Source organism: Streptomyces sp. NPDC033966 (genome assembly GCF_055575955.1).
The window spans coordinates 179,180-201,267 of record NZ_JBVIRQ010000009.1; the positions used below are offsets into that span (position 1 = coordinate 179,180).

A 22,088-nucleotide genomic window follows, 5' to 3' on the forward strand; every position below is an offset into this window, starting at 1 on the left:
CGCGAGTCGCCGACCGGGGATCCCTCCTAGGGCCCCGGCCGACGGCAGACCCGGGCACAGCCGAAGCTCTGTTCGAAGGGGAAGCCATGACAGCGACGACCGACGGCGGCGGTGCGATCACCGGCGGCGCGGATCCACGACACGACAGCACGGCGGCCCCGGCCGCCGCTGCCGCCGGCCCGTCCGGCGGTGACACCGGCCTGCTGAAGGGCGTACGGGACGCCGTCGACCGGGCGACCGGCGAGCTGCTGGCCCGCCAGGACCCGGCGGGCTGGTGGAAGGGCGACCTGGAGACCAACGTCACCATGGACGCCGAGGACCTGCTGCTGCGGCAGTTCCTCGGCATCCGGGACGAGGCCGTCACCCGCGCCGCCGCCCTGTTCATCCGGGGTGAGCAGCGCGAGGACGGCACCTGGGCCACCTTCCACGGCGGACCGCCCGAACTCTCCGCCACCGTCGAGGCGTACGTCGCCCTGCGCCTGGCCGGGGACCCGCCCGACGCCCCGCACATGGTCCGCGCCTCGGCCTGGATCCGGGCCCACGGGGGGATCGCCGCCGCCCGGGTGTTCACCCGGATCTGGCTGGCCCTCTTCGGCTGGTGGAGCTGGGACGACCTGCCGGAGCTCCCTCCCGAGCTGGTGTTCCTGCCGCCCTGGGTACCGCTGAACATCTACGACTTCGGCTGCTGGGCCCGCCAGACCATCGTCCCGCTCACCGTGGTCTCCGCGCTGCGGCCCGTCCGCCCCGCCCCCTTCGCGCTCGACGAGCTGCACACCGACGCCCGCGACCCCAGCCCCGCCAAACCACTGGCGCCGCTGGCCAGTTGGGACGGGGCCTTCCAGCGGATGGACAAGGCCCTGCACCTCTACCGGCGCATCGCCCCGCGCCGGCTGCGGAAGGCGGCCATGGCCGCCGCCGGCCGCTGGATCGTCGAACGCCAGGAGAACGACGGCTGCTGGGGCGGGATCCAGCCCCCCGCCGTCTACTCCGTGATCGCCCTGCACCTGCTCGGCTACGACCTGGGGCACCCGGTGATGCGGACCGGGCTGGAATCCCTCGACCGCTTCGCCGTCTGGCGCGAGGACGGCGCCCGGATGGTCGAGGCCTGCCAGTCCCCGGTCTGGGACACCTGCCTCGCCGCCATCGCCCTGGCCGACGCGGGCCTGCCCCCCGACCACCCCGCCCTCGTCAGGGCGGCCGACTGGATGCTCGGCGAGGAGATCCGCCGCCCCGGGGACTGGTCCGTGCGCCGGCCGGGACTCGCCCCGGGCGGCTGGGCCTTCGAGTTCCACAACGACAACTACCCCGACATCGACGACACCGCCGAGGTGGTCCTGGCGCTGCGCCGGATCCGCCACCCCGAACCGGCCAGGGTCGAGGCCGCCGTCGCCCGCGGGGTGTCCTGGAACCTCGGGATGCAGTCGAAGAACGGCGCCTGGGGCGCCTTCGACGCCGACAACACCAGCCCCTTCCCCAACCGGCTCCCCTTCTGCGACTTCGGCGAGGTCATCGACCCGCCCTCGGCGGACGTCACCGCCCACGTGGTGGAGATGCTCGCCGCCGAGGGCAGGGCCGCCGACCCGCGCACCCGGCGCGCCATCGCCTGGCTGCTCGCCGAACAGGAGGCGGACGGCGCCTGGTTCGGCCGCTGGGGCACCAACTACGTCTACGGGACCGGCTCGGTGGTCCCGGCCCTCACCGCCGCCGGGATCGCACCCTCGCACCCCGCCGTCCGGCGGGCCGTGCGCTGGCTGGAATCCGTACAGAACGAGGACGGCGGCTGGGGCGAGGACCAGCGCTCCTACCAGGACCGCTCCTGGGCCGGGAAGGGCGCCTCGACCGCCTCGCAGACCGCGTGGGCCCTGATGGCCCTGCTGTCGGCGGGGGAGCGGGACGGCGGTGCCGTCGAACGGGGCCTGGCGTACCTGGTGGAGACCCAGCGCCCCGACGGGACCTGGGACGAGCCGCACTTCACCGGGACCGGCTTCCCCTGGGACTTCTCCATCAACTACCACCTCTACCGGCAGGTGTTCCCGCTCACCGCCCTCGGCCGGTACCTCCACGGAGAGCCGTTCGGCCCCGACCGCCGCAGCCTCCCGCCGGCGGGGGAGTCCTGATGCCCGCCGGGCCGGCCGGGGCCGGCCCCCTTCCGCCGCTGCTGGTCGCCTGCGCCCTGCGCATCGAGGAGGCGGCCCTGCGCAGCGCGGGCCGCGCGGCCGGAGGCGGCGGAACGGTCCTGCGTACCGGCATGGGGCCGCGCGCCGCCGACCGATCCGTCGCCCGGGCCCTGGAGCGGCCCGGGATGCACCGGGCGGCCGTCCTGGCGACCGGGTTCTGCGCCGGCCTGGTGCCCGGCATGCACCCCGGCGACCTGGTCGTCGCCGAGGAGACCCGGGACCCCCGCGGGGCGGTCGGCTGCACCGGCACCGCCCTGCTCGCCGAGGCACTGGCCCGCGCCGCCCCCGGCCGGACCGTGCACACCGGCGCACTGACCGGATCCGACCACGTCGTCCGCGGCCAGGAGCGCGCGCAGCTGCGCGCCACCGGCGCCGTGGCGGTCGACATGGAGTCCGCGGCCACTCTGTGGACCGCCGCGGCTCCGGGGCGCCCCGTTGCGGCCGTCCGGGTGATCGTGGACGCTCCGGAGCACGAGCTCGTCCGTATCGGCACGGTTCGCGGTGGAATATCTGCCTTCCGTGTACTACGTGCCGTACTGCCCGCGTTTTATGAATGGCACCGTTCGTTGCTGCTTCCCAGGAGGTGAATCCAGATGGCCATGCCCCTGCGACAGTCCATCAGGGTCGGGACCTATCTTCTCGAACAGAAGCTCCGCAAGCGCGAGAAGTTCCCGCTGATCGTCGAGCTGGAACCGCTCTACGCCTGCAACCTCGCCTGCGAGGGCTGCGGGAAGATCCAGCACCCGGCCGGAGTGCTCAAGCAGCGCATGCCCGTGGCCCAAGCGGTCGGCGCCGTGCTGGAATCCGGGGCGCCCATGGTCTCCATCGCCGGCGGCGAACCCCTGATGCACCCGCAGATCCACGAGATCGTGCGCCAGCTCGTGGCCCGGCGGAAATACGTGTTCCTCTGCACCAACGCACTGCTGCTCCGCAAGAAGATCGAGAAGTTCACCCCCTCCCCCTACTTCGCCTTCGCCGTGCACATCGACGGACTGCGCGAACGCCACGACGAATCCGTGGCCAAGGAAGGCGTCTTCGACGAGGCCGTCGCCGCCATCAAGGAGGCGAAGCGCCGCGGATTCCGGGTGACCACCAACTCCACCTTCTTCAACACCGACACCCCGCAGACGATCATCGAGGTGCTGAACTTCCTCAATGACGACCTCCAGGTCGACGAAATGATGATCTCGCCCGCCTACGCCTACGAAAAGGCACCCGACCAGGAACACTTCCTCGGCGTCGAACAGACCCGGGAACTCTTCAGGAAGGCCTTCGCCGGAGGCAACCGGCGCCGCTGGCGGCTCAACCACTCCCCGCTCTTCCTCGACTTCCTCGAAGGCAAGGCCGATTTCCCCTGCACGGCCTGGGCCATTCCCAATTACTCGCTCTTCGGCTGGCAGCGCCCCTGCTACCTGATGAGCGACGGCTACGTGCCCACGTACCGGGAGCTCATCGAGGACACCGACTGGAGCAAGTACGGCCGCGGCAAGGACCCGCGCTGCGCCAACTGCATGGCGCACTGCGGCTACGAGCCCACCGCCGTCCTCGCCACCATGGGCTCCCTCAAGGAATCCCTGCGCGCCGCCCGGGAGACCATGGCGGGCAACCGGGACGCGTCGGCATGACCGGCGGACAGGGAGCGCGGCGGGGCTTCGACCTCGCCGCGCTGCTCGCCGAGCGCGGCGGGGAGCGCTACGAGCTGCACGCCCGCCACCTCAACCACCAGCTGCCCCGCATGCTGCACACCATCGGCTTCGACAAGGTCTACGAGCGGGCCGAGGGCGCCCACTTCTGGGACTCCGAGGGCAACGACTACCTCGACATGCTGGCCGGGTTCGGGGTGATGGGCCTGGGCCGGCACCACCCGGTGGTGCGCCAGGCCCTGCACGACGTCCTGGACGCCCAGCTCGCCGACCTCACCCGCTTCGACTGCCAGCCGCTGCCCGGGCTGCTGGCCGAGAAGCTGCTGTCGTACAGCCCGCACCTCGACCGGGTCTTCTTCGGCAACAGCGGCACCGAAGCGGTGGAGACCGCGCTGAAGTTCGCCCGGTACGCCACCGGGCGCCCCAGGATCCTCTACTGCGACCACGCCTTCCACGGGCTGACCACCGGCTCGCTGTCCGTCAACGGCGAAGGCGGCTTCCGCGACGGGTTCGCCCCGCTGCTCCCCGACACGAAGATCGCCCTCGGGGACCTGGCGGCGCTGGAGCGGGAACTCGCGCGCGGGGACGTGGCCGCCTTCGTGGTCGAGCCGGTCCAGGGCAAGGGGGTGCACGCCGCCCCGCCGGGATTCCTGCGGGCCGCGCAGGAACTGCTGCACCGGCACAAGGCCCTCCTCATCGCCGACGAGGTGCAGACCGGCCTCGGGCGGACGGGTGATTTCTACGCGTACCAGCACGAGCCGGGCGTGGAACCGGACCTGGTGTGCGTGGCCAAGGCCCTCTCCGGCGGGTACGTGCCCGTCGGCGCGACCCTGGGCAAGGACTGGATCTTCCAGAAGGTCTACTCGTCCATGGACCGGGTGCTGGTGCACTCCGCCAGCTTCGGTTCCAACGCCCAGGCCATGGCGGCGGGGCTGGCGGTCCTGTCCGTCATGGAGGACGAACAGGTGGTGGCCAACGCCCGGGCCATGGGCGACCTGCTGCGCGGACGCCTGGCGGCGCTCGTGGACCGGTACGAGCTGCTGCACGAGGTGCGCGGGCGCGGACTGATGATCGGCATCGAGTTCGGGAAGCCCTCCTCCCTGGGGCTGCGCAGCCGGTGGGCGGTGCTCCAGGCGGCCCGCAAGGGTCTGTTCGCCCAGATGGTGGTGGTGCCGCTGCTGAGCCGGCACCGGATCCTCACCCAGGTCTCCGGGGACCACCTGGAGGTCATCAAGCTCATCCCGCCGCTGATCGTGGACGAGGCGGACGTGGAGCGGTTCGTCGGGGCCTTCCAGGAGGTCATGGACGAGGCGCACGGCGGGGGCGGGCTGATGTGGGACTTCGGCCGGACGCTGGTGAAGCAGGCGGTCGGCAGCCGCTGAGGCGCGGCGGTGCCGGAGGGGGCCCGGACGGGCCCCCTCCGGCCGTTCGCGGTCAGCCTTCCAGGAGCCGGTCCCGCAGCCGGTCCAGCGACTCGGGCGCGAGCGCGAGTCCCTCGGCGAGGTAGCGCTCCACGCCGCCCCACTGCTCCTCGATGGTCGCGAAGGCCGCGAGCAGGTACTCCGCGCGGGCGTCGAACAGCGGTGCCAGCAGCTCCATCACTTCGGGGGAGCGGGCCTCGGGCGCGTCGCTGCCCCGGCGCACCCGGTAGCGGTTGTGCGGGACGTTGGACTCCAGGTAGTCCGCCACGATCGCCTCGCGCTCCACGCCCAGCGCGAGCAGGGTCACCGCGACCGACAGCCCGGCCCGGTCCTTCCCGGCGGCGCAGTGCATCAGCGCCGGCACGCTGTCCAGCGTGAGCGCGTGCACGACACGGCTGTGTTCGGCGGTGCGGGTGCGGATGATCGTGCGGTACGAGTCCGTCATGCGGGCGGCGGCCCGGCCCTCGCCCAGGAGGCCGCGGAGCTGGTCGAGCTCGCCGTCGCGGACCATCTTCCAGAATTCCCGGCCGTCGGCCGGATCCGTCAGCGGGATGTTCACGTTGCGCACACCCGGCAATTCGACGTCGGGGCCCTCCAGGGCGTGATCCGCTCCGTTGCGGAAGTCGAAGACGGTGTGCAGCCCCAGCGAGGCGAGGAACTCTGCGTCGGTTTCGGTGGCATGCGCTAGATGTCCGCTTCGAAACAGTCGTCCCGGCCTGACCCTCCGCCCGTCCGTGGTCGGCAACCCGCCCACGTCACGGAAGTTGCGCACTCCGGTCAGCGCCGCACCAGGTCCGGGTCCGGCCGGAAGGGGCTGGGGTATCTGCTGGGTCACGTGTACTCCTCCGCGTGGGTCCGTGGTGTCCGAATTGGACTGGTTGAGAGCAACTTGCCATATGTGGTGGCGAGATCGGGCCGGGCGCCGTGAGCCAGATCATACGGTGACCGTGCGTGCCTGATCGCGAGAACCGAATTGCCTTGTGGGAGCGGTTGTTGATGGTGCGGAATGGACACAGGGTGACCGGAATTCCATTGATCCCCCATATCTGCGAATCCGTCAGAGAATTCGCGGCTTGTTGCCCGGTGCCCCGCTCGATTACCTTCGCGATCGATCCGGGTGGACCGCCTAATCCTGCCGCCGCCCGGGAACCGCACCCGACCATCGCGCGCGGCAGGAGCGGGGGAACCAGGCAGGCCGCTGTTCCGGATCATTTCCGGCCCAGCTAGGGGTGAAGCCGGACCCGTGCTCCGCACGTACGGCCGGACATCTCCAGTCCGAACCCGACAGCTCACCTCGCAGGCGCCGGAGAGGAATTCGACATGCCCGGAAAGGGTAAGCACCGCCGTCCGAAGTCCCGTTCGATATCCCGCGGCTTCGCCGTCGCCGGGACCGGCGGAGCGGCCCTCGCGCTCCCGCTGATGGGTGCCGCAGGCGCCAACGCCGCCCCGGCCGCCGCCCCGGCCAAGTCCGCGCCCGCGCAGAGCACCCAGACCCCGGAGGCCCTCCGCGCCGCGGCCCCCGCCGCCGCGCCCGCGGCCGCCGCGCCCACCGTCTACACGGTCGTGCCGGGCGACTACCTCTCCAAGATCGCCGCCGAGCGCCACCTCGACGGCGGCTGGGAGCAGCTCTACGCCGACAACCGCGAGGCCGTCGGCGCAGACCCGTCCCTCATCCACCCGGGCCTGAAGCTGAACCTCGTCGGCGGCGGCGCGGCCCCCGCCCCGAAGGCTCCTGCGGCCCCGGTCGAGGAATCCTCCACCGAAGCTCCGGCCGCCTCCGAGGGTGCGGGCGGCAAGGCCCGGTCCCCGAAGGGCACCGGCAAGACCACCGCCGGCCAGGCCGCCCGCCCCTCCGGTGGCACGGCCGCCAAGGGCTCCGGCGCCGCAGCCAAGAGCGAGAAGGCCTCCGTGCCCGCCGCGCCCGCCACCGCGTCCGGGTTCACCTCCCCCGTCGGCGGCGGCGTCTCCACCCAGTACCGCACCCCCGGCGCCATGTGGTCCTCCGGCTACCACACCGGCGTCGACTTCATCGCGAGCACCGGCACCACCGTGAAGGCCGTCGGCGCGGGCACCGTGGTCTCCGCAGGCTGGGGCGGCGCGTACGGCAACGAGGTCGTCATCAAGCACGCCGACGGCAAGTACTCCCAGTACGGCCACCTGTCCTCGCTCGCCGTCTCGGTGGGCCAGAGCGTCACCGGCGGCCAGACCATCGGACTCTCCGGCGCGACCGGCAACGTGACCGGCCCGCACCTCCACTTCGAGATCCGTACGGGCCCGTCCTACGGCTCGGACATCGACCCGCTCGCCTACCTCCGCTCCAAGGGCGTGAGCATCTGACGGCACCCGCCGTCGGCACGAGGACACGCGTGGGGCCGGGACCCGAGGGGGGTCCCGGCCCCACGTGTACTTATTCCTTATCCCCCGCGTGGTATAGATCACGGCCCGTCAACCCCTCATTACGTTGGCGTAGGTTGGTTGCCAAGGTGAAGGATGCTGTCCTGTGGCAGCGACGAAGACGACACTGAAGACCATCGGCTCGTACGCGGCGATCGGGGACAGCTTCACCGAGGGCGTGGGGGACCCGGGACCCGGGGATTCTTATCTCGGCTGGGCGGACCGGCTCGCCGTACTCCTGGCCGATCAGCGCGACGAGCACGACTTCCGGTACGCGAATCTGGCCGTGCGGGGCAAAGTACTCGACCAGATCGTGGCCGACCAGGTCCCGAGAGCCAAGGAACTCGCACCCGACCTCGTCACCTTCTGTGCGGGCGGCAACGACATCATCCGCCCCGGCAGCGACCCGGACGACGTCGCGGAGCGGTTCGAGGCGGCCCTGGCCGACCTCAAGACCTCCGTGGGCCTCGTGATGATCACGACCGGCTTCGACACGCGGGGCGTGCCGGTCCTCAAGCACCTGCGGGGCAAGGTGGCGACGTACAACGCCCACGTCCGCGCCATCGCCGACCGCTACGACTGCCCCGTGCTCGACCTCTGGTCCCTCAAGACCGTCCAGGACCGACGGGCCTGGGACGACGACCGGCTCCACCTCTCGCCCGAGGGGCACACCCGCGTCGCGCTGCGCGCCGCGCAGGTCCTCGGCTACGAGGTGCCGGCCGACCCGGACCAGCCCTGGCCGCCCGTCCCGCCGCGCGGCTCGGTGGACGTGACCCGCGACAACATCCAGTGGGCGCGCGAGCACCTCGTGCCCTGGATCGGCCGCCGCCTGCGCGGCGAGTCCTCCGGTGACCACGTCGAGGCCAAGCGCCCGGACCTGCTGCCGCTGTAGCGGACGCCGGGGGACGGGGGACGGGACGGGGACGGGGACGGGGGACGGGGACGGGGTGACGGCCGCGACAACGTCCGGCCGGCGCGCGGCGGAATCCTCGGGGGCCGGTGTGCGTTGGGATGGTCGTACACCCCGACCGTCCCGCCCTGCACCTTCCCAGGAGGCGCCTTGACCGGCTCCCTTCCCCTGCGTCCCCGGCTGCGCGCCCTGCGGCCCGAAGCCTTCGGCGCGGACCCGTCCGGCGCACGGCTGGAGCGGATCCTGCGCTCGCCGAACTTCGCCGACGGCGTCTTCCAGAACCCGGTGGGGGCCCGGACCAGGCCTTCCGGATCGATGGCGGAGTTCGCCAAGCTCTACTTCCACAAGGAGCAGCGGGCCCGGCGCAGCCCCGACGCGCCCATCCCCGTACACCCGACCACCCTCGCCGACCTGGCCAAGCCGCCGGCGAGCGGGCTGCGCCTGACCTGGATGGGCCACTCCAGCATCCTCGCGGAGATCGACGGCCGCCGCGTGCTCTTCGACCCCGTGTGGGGCGACCGGTGCTCACCCTTCCCCTTCGCCGGGCCCAAGCGGCTCCACCCCGTCCCGGTGCCGCTGGCCTCGCTGGGCGCCGTCGACGTCGTCGTGATCTCCCACGACCACTACGACCACCTCGACCTCCCCACCATCAAGGCCCTGGCCGGCACGGACACGGTCTTCGCCGTCCCCCTCGGCGTCGGCGCGCACCTGGAGCGCTGGGGCGTCTCCCCGGACCGGCTGCGCGAGCTCGACTGGAACGAGGCCACCGAGGTCGCCGGACTCACCCTCACCGCCACCCCGGCCCGGCATTTCTGCGGACGCGGCCTGCGCAACCAGCAGTTCACCCTGTGGGCCTCCTGGGTCGTCAGCAGCGGAGAGCACCGGATCTTCCACAGCGGGGACACCGGCTACTTCCCGGGCTTCAAGGAGATCGGCGCCGAGCACGGACCGTTCGACGCCTCGATGATCCAGATCGGCGCGTACTCGGAGTACTGGCCGGACATCCACATGACCCCCGAGGAGGGCGTGCGGGCGCACCTCGACCTCCAGGGCGGGGCGCCGGCCGGCACGCTGCTGCCGATCCACTGGGGCACCTTCAACCTGGCCTTCCACGCCTGGGCCGAGCCCGCAGAATGGACGCTCGACGCCGCCGAGGCCGCGGGCCAGGCCGTCGCCGCCCCGCGCCCCGGCGAGCCCTTCGAGCCCGCCGGCAAGCTGCCCGTCGAGCCCTGGTGGCGCCCGGTCTCCACGCCCCTCGCCCGTCCGTGGCGCACCCCGGCCCCGGAGGACCTCCCGCGGAGCGGGCCCCGGGCCGGAGACCTGGACCTCGCCGGGGAGCGGTGACGCCGCGGCGGACCACCCCGGGGTGGTCCGCCGCGCACGTGGCGGGGCGTACGCGCCGCCGCGGTGAGGGGCACGAGGACCGCGACGGCTCCGGCCGCCGGGCACAGAACCCGGCCGTCCGCCAAGAGGAGTCAGCCCGCCGGGAGTTCGTCGACGGCCTGCTCCACGGGCCCGCGGCGGCGCCGCCCCGCTGCTCGACACGCTCACCGTGCACCCCGGCGCGGGCCGCGACGCGGCCGCACCCGCCCGGCGGCGCACGCCCCCGCCGTTGCGGGGGTACGCGCTCCCGGCGCATTCGGGCTGTCGTACGAGCGCTCCATCGGGAGCGGGAAGCACCCCGGTGAAGTTCCCCAACTGGGCAACGGCTGCGGGAGCGTGCGGTCTAGCGTGGGTATCCGGTGATCAACACCGGGCCCCGCGACTCGGTGGGGGCCGGGCCCCACGTACCGAGGACGCCGATGTCCGGACTCCGCGCCGCCCGCCACTCCCCGTCGAGACACGCCGTCAAGGGACCGGGCCGGCAGATACGCCCCCAGCTGGTCCGCGCCGCCGTGCTGCCCACGCTCGCAGCCGGGCTCAGCGGCGCCGCCGCGGTCATGTTCACCCTCCACCTCGGAGGGGGCTCCGGGGCCCGCGACGACCGGCTCTGGCCGGTGCTCGCGGGCTGCGCCCTGCTCGCCGTCGGAGCACTCGCGGCCGCCCTGCTCGGCGCCCAGCGCGCCGCCAAGGCCGTCCGGGACCGCTGCGAGGCGCTGCGCCGCTCCAGCGTGCGCGGGCGCGAGGAGCTGCGGACCGCCGCCGAGCGGCTCGAACGGGGGGAAGGCACGGGCCGCCCCGTGCGCGGGGACCGGGGCAGCGCCCCGCCGGAGGGCGACCAGGCCGGAGTGGACGAGTTCTGGCTGCTCGCACAGGAGTTGCGGAGCGCCCGGGAGCAGGCCCAGACGACCCTCGTACGGCTGGCCCTGCCGGCCGCGCCGAGCGACAGCGACCGCAAGGTGGAGGTCTTCGTCAACCTCGCGCGCCGGCTTCAGTCGCTCGTGCACCGCGAGATCTCACTGCTCGACGGGCTGGAGGACACCGTCGAGGACCCCGACCTGCTGAAGGAGCTCTTCCACGTCGACCACCTCGCCACCCGGATCCGCCGCCACGCCGAGAACCTCGCGGTGCTGGGCGGGGCCGCCTCCCGGCGCCAGTGGACCCGGCCCATCGACCTGAGCGAGGTGCTGCGGTCCTCGGTGGCCGAGGTCGAGCAGTACACGCGGGTCAAGGTGGTGCCCCCGGCGGGCGGCACCGTCCGGGGCCACGCCGTCGCCGACGTGGTGCACCTGCTGGCCGAACTCGTCGAGAACGCCACGGTGTTCTCCGCCCCCGACACCGACGTGGTGGTGCGGGCCGAGCGGGTCACCGCCGGGATCGCCGTCGAGGTGGAGGACCGCGGGCTGGGCATGCCGGCGGAGGAGCAGCACCGGATGAACACCCTGCTGGGGGATCCCGACCAGGTGAGCGTCCGGCACCTGCTGGCCGACGGGCGGATCGGGCTGTTCGTGGTCTCCGCGCTGGCCCGGCGGCACGGGATCGCGGTCGAGCTGAAGTCCAACATCTACGGCGGGGTGCTGGCGGTGCTGGTGCTGCCCCAGGGGCTGCTGGGCGCGGAGGCGCCGGGCGCGGCCGACGCGGCGGGCGGCTCACGGGCCACCTCGTGGGGCACCGTCTCCTGGCCCGGCACGGTCCGCCCCACGGCCCCGCCCGCGCCGGCCGCCGCCCGGCACGAGCCCCTGACCCCGGCGGCCCGCACCCGGCGTCCGGGCCCGACCGTGGAACCGGCCCAGCCCGCGTACCCGGCGCCGATGCCGTACGCGGTCCCGGCTCCGTACGCGGCCCCGGGCCCTGGCGCGGGCGGACCCGGGACCCCGGACCCCGGCCACGCTGCGGCTCCGGCCGGGTCCCCGGCCCAGGCCCCGATGCCGTACGCGGCCCAGACCCAGGCCCAGGCCCCGATGCCGTACGCGGCCCAGACCCAGGCCCAGGCCCCGATGCCGTACGCGGCCCAGAGCCAGGCCCAGGCCCCGGCCCGAGCCGAGGCCCCGGCCCGAGCCGAGGCACCAGCCCAGGCGCCGATGCCGTACGCGGCCCAGGGCCGGCTCGCGGGCGGCGGTGCCGGTGCCCCGGCCCGGGGCCAGGCCGCCGACCCGGCCGCCGAAGCCCCCCTGGGCCTCTGGCAGGCACCGGAGGCGGCCCCCGCCCGGGCCGTGGAAGCCGACCCGGAGGCCTACCCGGCGCCGGCCGCGGGCCTGGACGGCGTCCTGACCCCCGCCCTGCCACCGACCCCGACTCCGACTCCGACCCCGACTCCGGGCTCCGAGCCGCCCGGCGGCCCGCCGGCGCCGTGGGACGCGGACCTCGGCCGGGGTGCCGGCACCCACCGCACCGGCGCTCCCGAACTCGGACCGGCCGTGATGCCGGGATCCGGCGGCCCGGTCCGCTCCTGGGACCCGGCAGCGGAGCCGGCCCCGGCCCTGTACCCGGCCCCGGCCCCGTACCCCGTACCGGACCCGGCCCGGGCCCTGGACACCGGCACCGGCGCGGCGCCCGGCCTGGAGCCGGCCCGGCCGCGGGGCCCGGGAGCCGCGGTCCCGGCTCCGGACACGCGGCCCGGCTCCGCGGAGGGCTGGGCGGCAGCGCGGGCGACGGAGCCGCAGCCGGACCCCGCCCCCCTGCCGCGCCGCGTCCCGCCGCAGAGCCCCGCCCCCGACGGGGCGCGACCGCCCCTGCCCCGGCGCCGCGCCCAGCAGCACATCGCGCCCCAGCTGCGCGAAGCCCCCGCCCCCCGGCGGGCCCGCGAAACCGAACAGCCCGTGCACGACCCCGGCCTGATGGCGGCCTTCCAGCGGGGCTTCGGCCTCGCCCAGTCGGACGAGCAGGCATGAACCCCAGCAAGGAGCACACCCCCATGGCCGGCGAACTGGCGACGAAGACAGGCAGCCTCTCCGATCTCGACTGGCTGCTCGGCGGTCTGGTCCAACGGGTGCCGTACACCCGCAGCGCGGTACTGCTCACCGCCGACGGACTCGTCACCTGCGTACACGGCCTGGACTCCGACAGCGCCGACCACATGGCCGCCCTCGCCTCCGGCCTGTACTCCCTCGGCCGCAGCGCCGGAGCCCGCTTCGGGGACGGGGCCGAGGTCCGGCAGGTCGTCGTGGAGCTCGACACCGCGCTCGTCTTCGTCTCGGCGGCCGGCTCCGGCACCTGCCTGGCGGTGCTCGCGGACCGGGAGGCCGACGCCGGAGTGCTCGGCTACGAGATGGCGATGCTGGTCAAGAGCGTACGGCCGTACCTGGCGGCCCCGCCGCGCCGGCCCGTCGCCGACGCGGAGCGATGAGGGCCTGGGCGAGGGGGGGCCACGGATTCCCGCCGGCCGGCTTTCCCACGGCCCGGGACACGCCCTGGCTGGACGATTCCGCCGGCCGGGTCATGCGCCCGTACACCGCCTGCGGCGGCCGGACCCGTCCCGCCGTCGCGCTCGACCTGCTGTCCCGGATGACCGCGACCGGCGTCCGCCCCGGCATCCCGCTCGGGGCCGAGCACACCCTCGCCCTGCGCGCCTGCGCGGGCGCGGCGGTGACGGTCGCCGAGGTGGCCGGGCAGCTGCGCCTCCCGGCCGTGGTGGTGAAGGTGCTGCTGTCCGACCTGATGGAACACGGGGCCGTCATGGCGCAGTCGCCCCGCTTCCCGAGCGGCGGCGGCTCCTTCGCCGCCGACGACCTGTCCCTGCTACGGGCGGTGCTCGATGGCCTGCGCCGACGGCTGTGAGGCGGCCGCCCCGGCCCTGCCCGCGACCTTGAAGATCCTGGTCGCGGGCGGCTTCGGGGCGGGGAAGACCACCTTCGTGGGCGCGGTCAGCGAGATCGAACCCCTGTGCACGGAGGAGCTGCTGAGCGGGCTCGGCGAGAGCTGCGACCGGCTGGACGGGGTGGCGGCGAAGACGGCGACGACGGTCGCCCTGGACTTCGGGCGCCTCACCCTGGACGACCGGCACGTCCTGTACCTCTTCGGCACGCCCGGGCAGGAGCGGTTCTGGTTCCTGTGGGAGGAACTGTGCGCGGGAGCGCTCGGGGCGGTCGTCCTCGCCGACACCCGCCGCCTCGACGACTGCTTCCCCGCCGTGGACTTCTTCGAGCGGCGCGGGATCGGCTTCGTCGTCGCCGTCAACGAGTTCGACGGCAGCCACCGCTACACCTCCCAGGAGGTCCGCGACGCCGTCGGCCTGGGCCCGGACGTACCCGTCGTCCGGTGCGACGCACGCCTCACCCGCTCCGGTACGGGGACCCTTGCCGCCCTCGTCCACCACCTGCTGTCCACGGCCCGCCAGGGCCGCCCACCACACTCGGATCCGGGGGAACCGCCATGACCTACTACGAATCGACCGGCCACCTGCTGCTCACCCCGGTGGACCGGGAGGCGCCCGCGCGGGCCGTACGGCTGCGCGAGATGGACCTCGGCGAACGGGCGGACGCGGAACTCGACGAGTTCGCGCGCCGGGTGGCCCGGACGCTGGAGGCCCCCTACGCGGGCGTCAACTTCGTCGGCGAGGAACGGCAGTTCTTCGCCGGCCTGCACCACGGCCCCGACGCCGCCGCGAGCGGCTACCCGGCCCGGGTACTGCCCCGGGACCACGGCTACTGCCCGCACGTGGTGGTGCGGCGGCGGGCCCTGGTGCTGGAGGACGTACGCGACTTCGCGCGCTTCGCGGGCAACGCGGTCGTCGACGAGAGCGGGGTGCGCTCCTACCTGGGCGCACCCCTCACCGACCGGCGCGGCTTCGTCCTCGGCACCGTGTGCGCGGTGGACGTGGTGCCGAGGCGGTGGGGGACCCAGGGCCTCGCGACGGTCAAGGCCCTCGCCACCGAGCTGGCGGAGCTGCTGCACAGCCGGCCGGACCGCCGGGGGTGATCAGCGCAGGAAGCCGGTGATCCGCTGCCGCAGGGAGCCCGCGTCCAGGCCGTGGGCGGCGGTGTGCTCGTCCATCGTGCCGTAGCGGCGCAGCTCGGCGCGCCCGACGCCCAGCGGCAGCACCCGGTGCGGGACCTCCGCGAGGGCCTGCCCGGCGGCCGCCGCCGAGGTGCCGGCGAGGTACGGCTCCACCAGCACCACGTCCGCCGCGGCCCGCCCGGCGGCGGCGCGCAGGGCGGCGTCGTCGAAGGGGCGCACGGTGGCCGCGTACAGGACGGTGACGTCGAGGCCCTCGGTCGCCGCGAGGACGTTGTCGAGCAGCGGCCCGACGGCCAGCACCACACCCGCGCGCCCCTCCCGTACGGTCTGGAAGCGCAGGTCGCCCAAGGGGCGGGGGGCGGCGTTCTGCTGCTGGGAGAGCCGGACGTAGACCCGGTCGTCCCCGGCGGCGTAGGCGTGCCGCAGCAGCGCCTCGGCCTCGTCGGGGTGGCCGGGCACGTGGACGGTCCAGCCGTCGAGGGTGTCGAGCAGCGCCACGTCCCCGGGTGCCATGTGGGTGAACCCGCCGGCCGGCCAGTCGTAGCTGGCGTTGGCGCTGACCAGCACCCCGCCGGTGCCCTGGTGTCCGAAGTCCAGCTTGACCTGCTCGAACGGCCGCTCGACGAGGAAGCTGGCGAAGGTGTGCAGCACGGGCCGCAGCCCGGTGAGGGCCAGCCCGCCGCCCACCCCGACGAGCAGCTGCTCCCGGATCCCGACGTTGATCACCCGGTCCGGGTGCCGTTCCCGGGCGGGCCGGAACCCGTCCATGGAGATCTCGGCGAGCACGAGTGCCAGCCGGGGGTCCTCGTCGAGCAGCCGCGACGTGACCGAGATGAACCTCTCCCGCATGGTGTCCATGACGTCCATGTCCTTGTCCCTCAGAACTTCTTCTCGACGCGGGCGACGACGGCGTGCGGCCGGCCCGGATGCGGTGTGGTGAAGGCGGCGTGCAGCGCCGCGTGGTCCCGCCCGTCCACGGTGGCGGTGCTCCAGCCGGCCGCCTCGAAGCGGGAGGCGATCCCGCCGGGCCAGCCGTGGGTGGCGGAGTCGTTGTCGATCACCACGGTGTGCAGCGCCTCCAGCCCGGCCGAGCCCGCGTGGGCGATGGCCTCGTGGTTGCTGCCCTCGTCGAGCTCCGCGTCCCCGATCAGCACCCACACGGCGGCCTCGTCCAGCCCCTGGGCCCGCAGCCCGAGCGCACTGCCGACGGCGAGCGGCAGCCCGTGCCCGAGGGAGCCGCTGGAGATCTCCACGCCGGGGATCAGGGTGCGGTCGGGGTGGTGGCCGAGCGGGGAGTCGTACGCCCCGAACCCGGGCAGCCAGTCGACGGGGAAGAACCCCTTGGCGGCGAGCACGGCGTAGTAGGCCATCGGCCCGTGCCCCTTGGACAGCAGGAACCGGTCCCGCCCGGCGTCCCCCGCGTTCCCGGGCCTGACGCGCAGCACCCGGTCGTAGAGCACCCACAGCACGTCGAGGGTGGAAGTGGCGGCGGGCCCGTGCTTCTCGGCCCCTGTCATGAGCGCGATCAGCCGGCCCAGATCGTCGTAGCGGAGCCCGGTGTCCGCGGATACCTGTGTCATGCGGCAACCGTGCAACCTCAAGCGGACTTGAGGTCAACCCCCGCCCGCTCCGCACACGCGTCCGCACCCGCCCCGGAATGGTGCGCGCGACCACCCCCCGAAGTGCGGTATTGTTCTCGTGCCGGTCAGGCCAGGGGAAACCCCAGGTCAGCAGGCATCGGGACGTGGCGCAGCTTGGTAGCGCACTTGACTGGGGGTCAAGGGGTCGCAGGTTCAAATCCTGTCGTCCCGACCAGCGTTTACGCAGGTCGGAGGCCGTTCTCTCATCCATGAGAGGACGGCCTTTCGTGCGTCCGGAGCCATGGTGGTCGCAGTGTGGTCGCACGTCCATTCTGTGGCCGGTCGGCCGCGGCGCTGAAGCCGGGTACTGCGGGGGAGCGGAGTCGGCGGAGGGCTTCGCTAAGCCGGTGGATGTGGTCGCGTGGTGGTCGCAGCCACGCCATGTGGTCCGTTTGATGGCTGGACTTCTCGGCTCCGGTGAGGGTGTGGTCGATGGTGTCGACGGCTTCGCGGGCTGCCTGCTGGGTGAGGTGGCTGTAGAGGTTGGCGGTCGTCGACAGGGTGGAGTGCCGCAGCGTCTTGGAGACGACGGTGAGCGGCACGCCGGCGGTGATGGTGATCGTGGCGGCCAGGTGACGCAGGTCGTGCACCGTGATCCTGGGGACGCCCGCTTCGGCGGAGAGACGGCGAAGTCGGTCCAGCACCTGATGAGGTCCGAGCGGTCGGCCGTCGGGTCGGCAGAACACCAGTCCGGCGAACGGATCGTCAGGATCGCCGCACGTTCTAGGCATTGTTTGTGCGCGGTGTCGGAGGGCTCTGGCGACGCGGGGTGAGATGGCGACCCAGCCGCGGCTCGAGCGGGTCTTCGGTGTGGTGAGGACGAGGTGGTTGTTGTCGATGGCGGAGAGGGTGCAGCGCACGTAGAAGACGCCCTGGTCGAGGTGGACGTCGTGCCAGTGGAGGCCGAGGGCTTCGCCCTTGCGTACGCCGGTGCCGATGAGGAACTCGAACAGGTCGGCCATCTCCGGGTCGGCGCGGTGGCAGTAGCCGAGGAAGCGGGCGGCCTCCTCCGCCCTCCAGATCCGTCGCTCCGGCGACGGAGGGCGGCGCAGTAGTGGGGGACGGGCCGGGTTGTGTGGGAGGCGGTGTTGCCGGACGGCGTCGCCGAGGGCGCTGGAGAGGGTGGCCAGGCACCGGTAGAGGGTGGTCTCGCCGCGGCCGGCCGCGAGCTGGCCGGTTGTGAAGCCGGCGATGTGGCGGTGGGCGAGCTGGTCCAGCTTGAGAGTGCCGAAGGCCGGGATGAGGTCGTTGCGGACGTAGTCGCGGTATCGGGCCATGGTGGTCGGCTTCAGAACCAGGGCCTTCGCTCCCAACCACGCGTTCAGGTAGGCGGCGACGGTCTGGTTCGGGTCCGCGTTGTATCCGCCGGCCTCGCCCTCGAGGAAGCGGCTCAGGGCCTGTTCGGCGCTGTCCTGGCTGGGGAATCCGCCCCGTCGCACCGTGCTGCGGCGATGGCCTGGGGTGGGGACATCGACGGCGAAGCTCCAGCTGCCGTGCTCGCTGTCGGTACCAGGTGAGGACAGTGGGCGCCGAGCTGGTGCTGCTGGGTGTCCCTGCAGCCGCAGCGGCGGTAGATCCGGCCGCGGCCGGCGCTGGTACGCATGGGGATCGCCTCCGGGAGGCGGGAACGGGGGTGGGGTTCTTCCAGCGTGCGACCACAAGCGACCACCATGCCGCCCGAAGGTGCGTGACCGGGGCGTTTCCCTTGTTGGCGCGCCAAGGGGCCTATCCGGGAGCGTGGAGCAGATTCTTCGTCTGCTGGTGGTGCAGCAGCCGCACCCATGCTGACCTGCGGAAATCGCGGCAGGTGAGGGCTCTCTGGCGAGGACTGGTACGGGAATGGTCCGGATCTTGGTCCTGGTTGATCCCAGGCGGAGAAGCCGGCGCGGGATGGGAAGTTCCGGGAGCCGTCCATGTCCTGCATGTCCCGTGCGCTCGCCAGCCGGACGGGGGCTGTGGTCGTCCCACCGCCAAGGTGCCTGGACGCGCTGCGCCTGTTGTTGTCCGGAGGCGGCGTCTGCGCGTGCCATGGACAAGGGGGCGGGGGAGCCGCCCGGTGGCCGGCATCGACGTCACGTGCTGGGCGTCCTTGATGCCAGCACGTCGGCGGCAACGCCGAGGTTCTGGCGGCCGCTGAACCTTGAGAAGGTGCCCCGTGTAGTTCAGGCGAGTGGCGCGTTGACAAAGCACGCGCACAAACTGATGATGTAATCAGTTGTGCGGAGATGCTCAAACTTGCCTCGCATCGCCACGCCTCATGTGGCGAAGTGGCTGATTCGCGACTTATGTGAAAACCCTCACGATCCTATTGATGCGGCTCTGCCGAGTCGCCGTACAGCGTCGGCCGGCGGTCGACGCCGGACCACAAGGAGAGGTGCCATGAGCGAGACCGATCTGCAAGCGAAGTTCCAGAAGCTGCCCGAGGCCGTCCGTGAGCGCGTCGAGTCGACGCTGGCGGACGCGAAGATCGCGCTCAAGCTCCGCGTTGCCGAGTTGCTGGCCGACAAGGAGGAGATGGCCGAGCATGCCGTCACCGCCGCCGGCCGAATCGGAGCCAAGAGCGGTGAGGTGTCCGAGCTGACCACGATCCTGCCGCTGAAGCCGAACGGCGCCGAACGCCTGCGGAAGTTCTTCAAGCTGGTCGGTGGGAATCTTGCGGGCGCCGGTCAGGTCGGCACGCTGCACAACATGCGCTTCGTGTTCCTCGACAACGACACCAAGCTGCTGTTCGCGACCGCCTTCGACGGCGAGTGGGACCCTTACATCGACGACTTCGCCACCAAGATCCCCGACTTCATGGACTACCTGTTCACCAACGTGGAGGGGTGGCCCGGCATCACCTCGCCCGACGTGAAGGACTTCATCGTCAAGTACCAGATCCCGGCGGAAGCGTGGTTCGTCGCCCATCCCAACCTCACCGTCGCGGAAGCCCACCGGCTCAAGCGGCAGGAGGCCGCGGTGCAGCGCTTCCTGTCGGACCTCAACTGAGGGCAGGCGCACCATGCCCTCCCCGCTGTTCCGGCGGCTGCGCCGGCCCCCGACCCTGGATCTCCACGACATCCAGGCGACTCTGCTGCGGGCCCGGCCTGAGCCCTACTTCGGTACCCACGCGATCCTGGAGATCACCGAGCCCGCGGCGGGCAGGGAACTGCTGCGCAGACTGGCTCCTCGGGTGACCTCGGCGGCCCGCTGGGACGAACCGCAGCCGTCCTGGCTGGCCCTCGCCCTCAGCTATCAGGGACTGGTGGCGCTGGGCGTGCCGGAGACATCACTGGCCTCCTTCCCCGCCAACTTCCGTGCCGGAATGGCCGCCCGCGCCGAGCGGCTGCGCGACACCGGCGTGAACGCGCCCAAGAACTGGGAGTTCCCCTTCGGTACGTCGCGCGTGCACGTCGCCGTCACGGTGTACGCCGCGAGCGAGGACGACTGGCGTGCCGAAGTCGCCGCCTACGAGAAGGAGTTGGGTGAGGTTCCGGGTGTGCGGCTGCTGTCCCACCAGGACTTCGCGGCCGACGGGTTCAATGTGTTCGGCTACCGGGACGGCTTCAGTCAGCCGGTGGTCGAGGGCAGCGGCGCCGAACCGCTGCCCGGCGACGGGCGCCCGATCAAGGCGGGCGAGTTCGTGCTCGGGTACCCGAGCGAGACAGGCGTCCCGCTGCCCGTTCCGGCTCCGGACGTCCTCGGCCGCAACGGCACCTACGTGGTCTTCCGCAAGTACCACTCCCACGTCGCCGCCTTCAACAAGTGGCTGCACGACAACGCCCGTACAGAAGCCGAACGCGAACTGCTGGCCGCCAAGCTCGTCGGCCGCTGGCGCAGTGGCGCACCCCTGGCCCTGGCCCCCGAGCGCGACGATCCTGCGATCGGCGAGGACCCGAACCGGGTCAACGACTTCGACTACGCCGCCGACCCGCGCGGACTGCGCACACCGCTGGGTTCCCACATCCGCCGGATGAACCCGCGCGACACCAAGCTGACGGTCCTCACTGACGTCAACATCCGCCGGATCGTCCGCCGCGGCACCTCCTACGGCGCCCCGCTGCCCCCGGACCGGCTCAAGGACGACGGCAAGCCGCGCGGCCTGGACTTCATCGCCCTCGGCGCACGCGCGATCGACAACGTCGAGTTCCTGCAGAGCGAGTGGGTCGGTTCCGGAAACTTCATGGGCCTGGGCAAAGAGAAGGACCCGATGATCTCCTTGCAGGACAAGGGCGCCTACTTCACGGTGCCCGGCACTCCGCCCCGCAGGGTGCAGAACATCCAGTCCTTCAACACCCTGCTCGGCGGCGAGTACTTCTTCATGCCCAGCCTGTCCGCCATCCGCTGGCTCGGCAGCAACTGACCCCAGTACCCTCGCGCGGAGGCCGCCCATGACCACACCCCGCACGTACGTCAAGTACCACCCCGACCTCGAACAGCCCTTCCCCGACGAGGAGGAACTGATCCGGCAAGTCGTCGAGGCCATGGGCAAGGCCAACCAGCAAGTCGCCGACAAGCACCGGCACGGCCTGCGCGACGCCCACGCCAAGAGTCACGGCGTCCTCGCCGGCGAACTGCGCATCCACTCCAATCTCCCCGACCACCTGGCCCAGGGCCTCTTCGCCGAACCGGTCGCCTACCCGGTGATCGTCCGCTTCTCCTCCGCCCCCGGCGACCTGCGCTCCGACCAGGTACCCGTCCAGCGCGGCATCGCCATCAAGGTCATCGGCGCGCCCGGCCCCCGCGCCCTCGACGACGGCCACACCACCCAGGACTTCCTCCTCGTCAACCACCCCACCCTTCCCTTCGGGAACATCGCCGAGTACGCCAAACTCCAGGACCTGCTGGAAAAGCAGCCCCGCCAGAGCGACCAGCAGCTCCAGCTCACCGGGCTGGCCGCCCGCGCCGCCGCCAAGGCCCTCACCCGCGTGGGACGCCCGCTGCCACCGGCCGTGGAGACCCTGGCCGCCGCCAACCACCACATCCTCGGCGAGACGTTCCACTCCATGGCCGCTCTGCGCTACGGCGACCACGTCGCCAAGATCTCGGCCGCGCCGCGCTCCGCCAACGTGCGGGCCCTGACCGGCCGACCTGTCGAGAAGAAGGCGGGCGAGTCGGCGCTGCGCGACCTCGTCGTCGACTTCTTCGCGCACAACAGCGCCGAGTACGACATCCGCGCCCAGCTGTGCACGGACATCGACCGCATGCCCGTGGAGGACGCGTCAGTCCTGTGGCCCGAGGAGCTGTCACCCCACGAAGTCGTGGCCGTGCTCCACCTGCCCGCACAGGACGCCTACAGCGACGCCCGCCGCCGCTACGCGGACGACGTCCTCTCCTTCAGCCCCTGGCATGCCCTGGAGGCCCACCGGCCGCTGGGCTCCATCATGCGCTCCCGCCGCGCCGCCTATCCCAGCTCCAGCGACTTCCGCCACCGGCTCAACGGGGTCGACCCCCAGGAGCCGGCAAGCATCAAGGAGCTTCCCGCCTGATCAGGCAGGCCGATCCGCGGATGAGGCCCCGGATCGGGCCGGGACTCACGTGTCAGAATGGATGTGCCCGTTCTCCGTCCGGTTTTCATCATCGAGGTT

19 protein-coding genes, 1 tRNA gene and 1 riboswitch are annotated in these 22,088 nt (G+C 72.7%); of the genes, 16 read left to right on the top strand and 4 right to left on the bottom strand.

The annotated features are described in order from the left end of the window. Positions 1–86: 86 nt before the first annotated feature. From shc to ACZ518_RS25355, 4 genes are read left to right on the top strand one after another with little or no spacing between them, the layout of a single operon-like run. Complete coding sequence (gene shc / locus ACZ518_RS25340) at positions 87–2,117, top strand: squalene--hopene cyclase (RefSeq protein WP_469115278.1); 2,031 nt, start codon at positions 87–89, stop codon at positions 2,115–2,117. Beyond that, positions 2,117–2,764, top strand: coding sequence for a phosphorylase family protein (locus ACZ518_RS25345; RefSeq protein WP_469115279.1), 648 nt, complete (start codon positions 2,117–2,119; stop codon positions 2,762–2,764). The genes shc and ACZ518_RS25345 overlap by 1 nt, the downstream gene beginning before the upstream one ends. A gap of 6 nt (positions 2,765–2,770) precedes the next feature. Continuing rightward, the gene (gene hpnH, locus ACZ518_RS25350) at positions 2,771–3,802 is read left to right on the top strand and encodes an adenosyl-hopene transferase HpnH (protein ID WP_469115280.1); all 1,032 of its coding nucleotides are present in this window, start codon (positions 2,771–2,773) and stop codon (positions 3,800–3,802) included. Then, positions 3,799–5,202 carry an aspartate aminotransferase family protein gene (locus tag ACZ518_RS25355; protein WP_469115281.1) on the top strand — a complete coding sequence of 468 codons (1,404 nt, stop codon included), beginning with the start codon at positions 3,799–3,801 and terminating at the stop codon, positions 5,200–5,202. Before hpnH ends, ACZ518_RS25355 begins: the two co-directional genes overlap by 4 nt. Before the next feature lie 52 nt (positions 5,203–5,254). Here the strand turns inward: ACZ518_RS25355 and ACZ518_RS25360 are convergent, their stop codons facing one another. Beyond that, on the bottom strand, positions 5,255–6,076 hold the full coding sequence (locus tag ACZ518_RS25360; RefSeq protein ID WP_469115282.1) for a tyrosine-protein phosphatase: 822 nt from the start codon (positions 6,074–6,076) through the stop codon (positions 5,255–5,257). A gap of 318 nt (positions 6,077–6,394) precedes the next feature. After that, a riboswitch (cyclic di-AMP (ydaO/yuaA leader) is annotated at positions 6,395–6,557 on the top strand. Between the two features lie 4 nt (positions 6,558–6,561). On the opposite strand from ACZ518_RS25360, the gene ACZ518_RS25365 reads away from it, so the two are divergent. The 8 genes from ACZ518_RS25365 (at position 6,562) to ACZ518_RS25400 (ending at position 14,842) form a co-directional block, all read left to right on the top strand. Next, on the top strand, positions 6,562–7,578 hold the full coding sequence (locus ACZ518_RS25365; RefSeq protein ID WP_469115283.1) for a peptidoglycan DD-metalloendopeptidase family protein: 1,017 nt from the start codon (positions 6,562–6,564) through the stop codon (positions 7,576–7,578). 163 nt (positions 7,579–7,741) lie between these two features. Continuing rightward, on the top strand, positions 7,742–8,527 hold the full coding sequence (locus ACZ518_RS25370; RefSeq protein ID WP_469115284.1) for an SGNH/GDSL hydrolase family protein: 786 nt from the start codon (positions 7,742–7,744) through the stop codon (positions 8,525–8,527). Positions 8,528–8,695: 168 nt separating this feature from the next. Beyond that, entirely contained in the window at positions 8,696–9,889 is a 1,194-nt protein-coding gene (locus ACZ518_RS25375) for an MBL fold metallo-hydrolase (RefSeq protein ID WP_469115285.1), read from the top strand. A gap of 458 nt (positions 9,890–10,347) precedes the next feature. Further along, complete coding sequence (locus tag ACZ518_RS25380) at positions 10,348–12,816, top strand: sensor histidine kinase (protein WP_469115286.1); 2,469 nt, start codon at positions 10,348–10,350, stop codon at positions 12,814–12,816. 23 nt (positions 12,817–12,839) lie between these two features. Next, positions 12,840–13,271, top strand: a complete 432-nt coding sequence (locus ACZ518_RS25385) for a roadblock/LC7 domain-containing protein (RefSeq protein WP_125818214.1) — start codon at positions 12,840–12,842, stop codon at positions 13,269–13,271. Positions 13,272–13,363: 92 nt separating this feature from the next. Continuing rightward, the gene (locus ACZ518_RS25390; RefSeq protein WP_469115287.1) at positions 13,364–13,702 is read left to right on the top strand and encodes a DUF742 domain-containing protein; all 339 of its coding nucleotides are present in this window, start codon (positions 13,364–13,366) and stop codon (positions 13,700–13,702) included. After that, the gene (locus ACZ518_RS25395) at positions 13,680–14,300 is read left to right on the top strand and encodes a GTP-binding protein (protein ID WP_469115288.1); all 621 of its coding nucleotides are present in this window, start codon (positions 13,680–13,682) and stop codon (positions 14,298–14,300) included. Before ACZ518_RS25390 ends, ACZ518_RS25395 begins: the two co-directional genes overlap by 23 nt. Further along, on the top strand, positions 14,297–14,842 hold the full coding sequence (locus ACZ518_RS25400; protein ID WP_469115289.1) for a GAF domain-containing protein: 546 nt from the start codon (positions 14,297–14,299) through the stop codon (positions 14,840–14,842). Before ACZ518_RS25395 ends, ACZ518_RS25400 begins: the two co-directional genes overlap by 4 nt. Here the strand turns inward: ACZ518_RS25400 and ACZ518_RS25405 are convergent, their stop codons facing one another. Next, on the bottom strand, positions 14,843–15,748 hold the full coding sequence (locus tag ACZ518_RS25405) for a transketolase family protein (protein WP_469115290.1): 906 nt from the start codon (positions 15,746–15,748) through the stop codon (positions 14,843–14,845). Between the two features lie 11 nt (positions 15,749–15,759). Continuing rightward, positions 15,760–16,461 carry a transketolase gene (locus ACZ518_RS25410; RefSeq protein WP_469115291.1) on the bottom strand — a complete coding sequence of 234 codons (702 nt, stop codon included), beginning with the start codon at positions 16,459–16,461 and terminating at the stop codon, positions 15,760–15,762. A gap of 158 nt (positions 16,462–16,619) precedes the next feature. Between ACZ518_RS25410 and ACZ518_RS25415 the strand changes: the two genes are divergently transcribed. Next, a tRNA-Pro gene (locus tag ACZ518_RS25415) sits at positions 16,620–16,696 on the top strand. Between the two features lie 28 nt (positions 16,697–16,724). Here ACZ518_RS25415 and ACZ518_RS25420 read toward each other — a convergent pair. After that, entirely contained in the window at positions 16,725–17,960 is a 1,236-nt protein-coding gene (locus tag ACZ518_RS25420) for a site-specific integrase (RefSeq protein WP_469115292.1), read from the bottom strand. A 940-nt stretch (positions 17,961–18,900) separates the two neighbouring features. On the opposite strand from ACZ518_RS25420, the gene ACZ518_RS25425 reads away from it, so the two are divergent. From ACZ518_RS25425 to ACZ518_RS25435, 3 genes are read left to right on the top strand one after another with little or no spacing between them, the layout of a single operon-like run. Beyond that, positions 18,901–19,509, top strand: a complete 609-nt coding sequence (locus ACZ518_RS25425) for a hypothetical protein (RefSeq protein ID WP_469115293.1) — start codon at positions 18,901–18,903, stop codon at positions 19,507–19,509. A 13-nt stretch (positions 19,510–19,522) separates the two neighbouring features. Beyond that, entirely contained in the window at positions 19,523–20,863 is a 1,341-nt protein-coding gene (locus ACZ518_RS25430; RefSeq protein ID WP_469115294.1) for a Dyp-type peroxidase, read from the top strand. Positions 20,864–20,891: 28 nt separating this feature from the next. Continuing rightward, positions 20,892–21,989 carry a catalase family protein gene (locus ACZ518_RS25435; protein ID WP_469115295.1) on the top strand — a complete coding sequence of 366 codons (1,098 nt, stop codon included), beginning with the start codon at positions 20,892–20,894 and terminating at the stop codon, positions 21,987–21,989. Positions 21,990–22,088 lie beyond the last annotated feature (99 nt).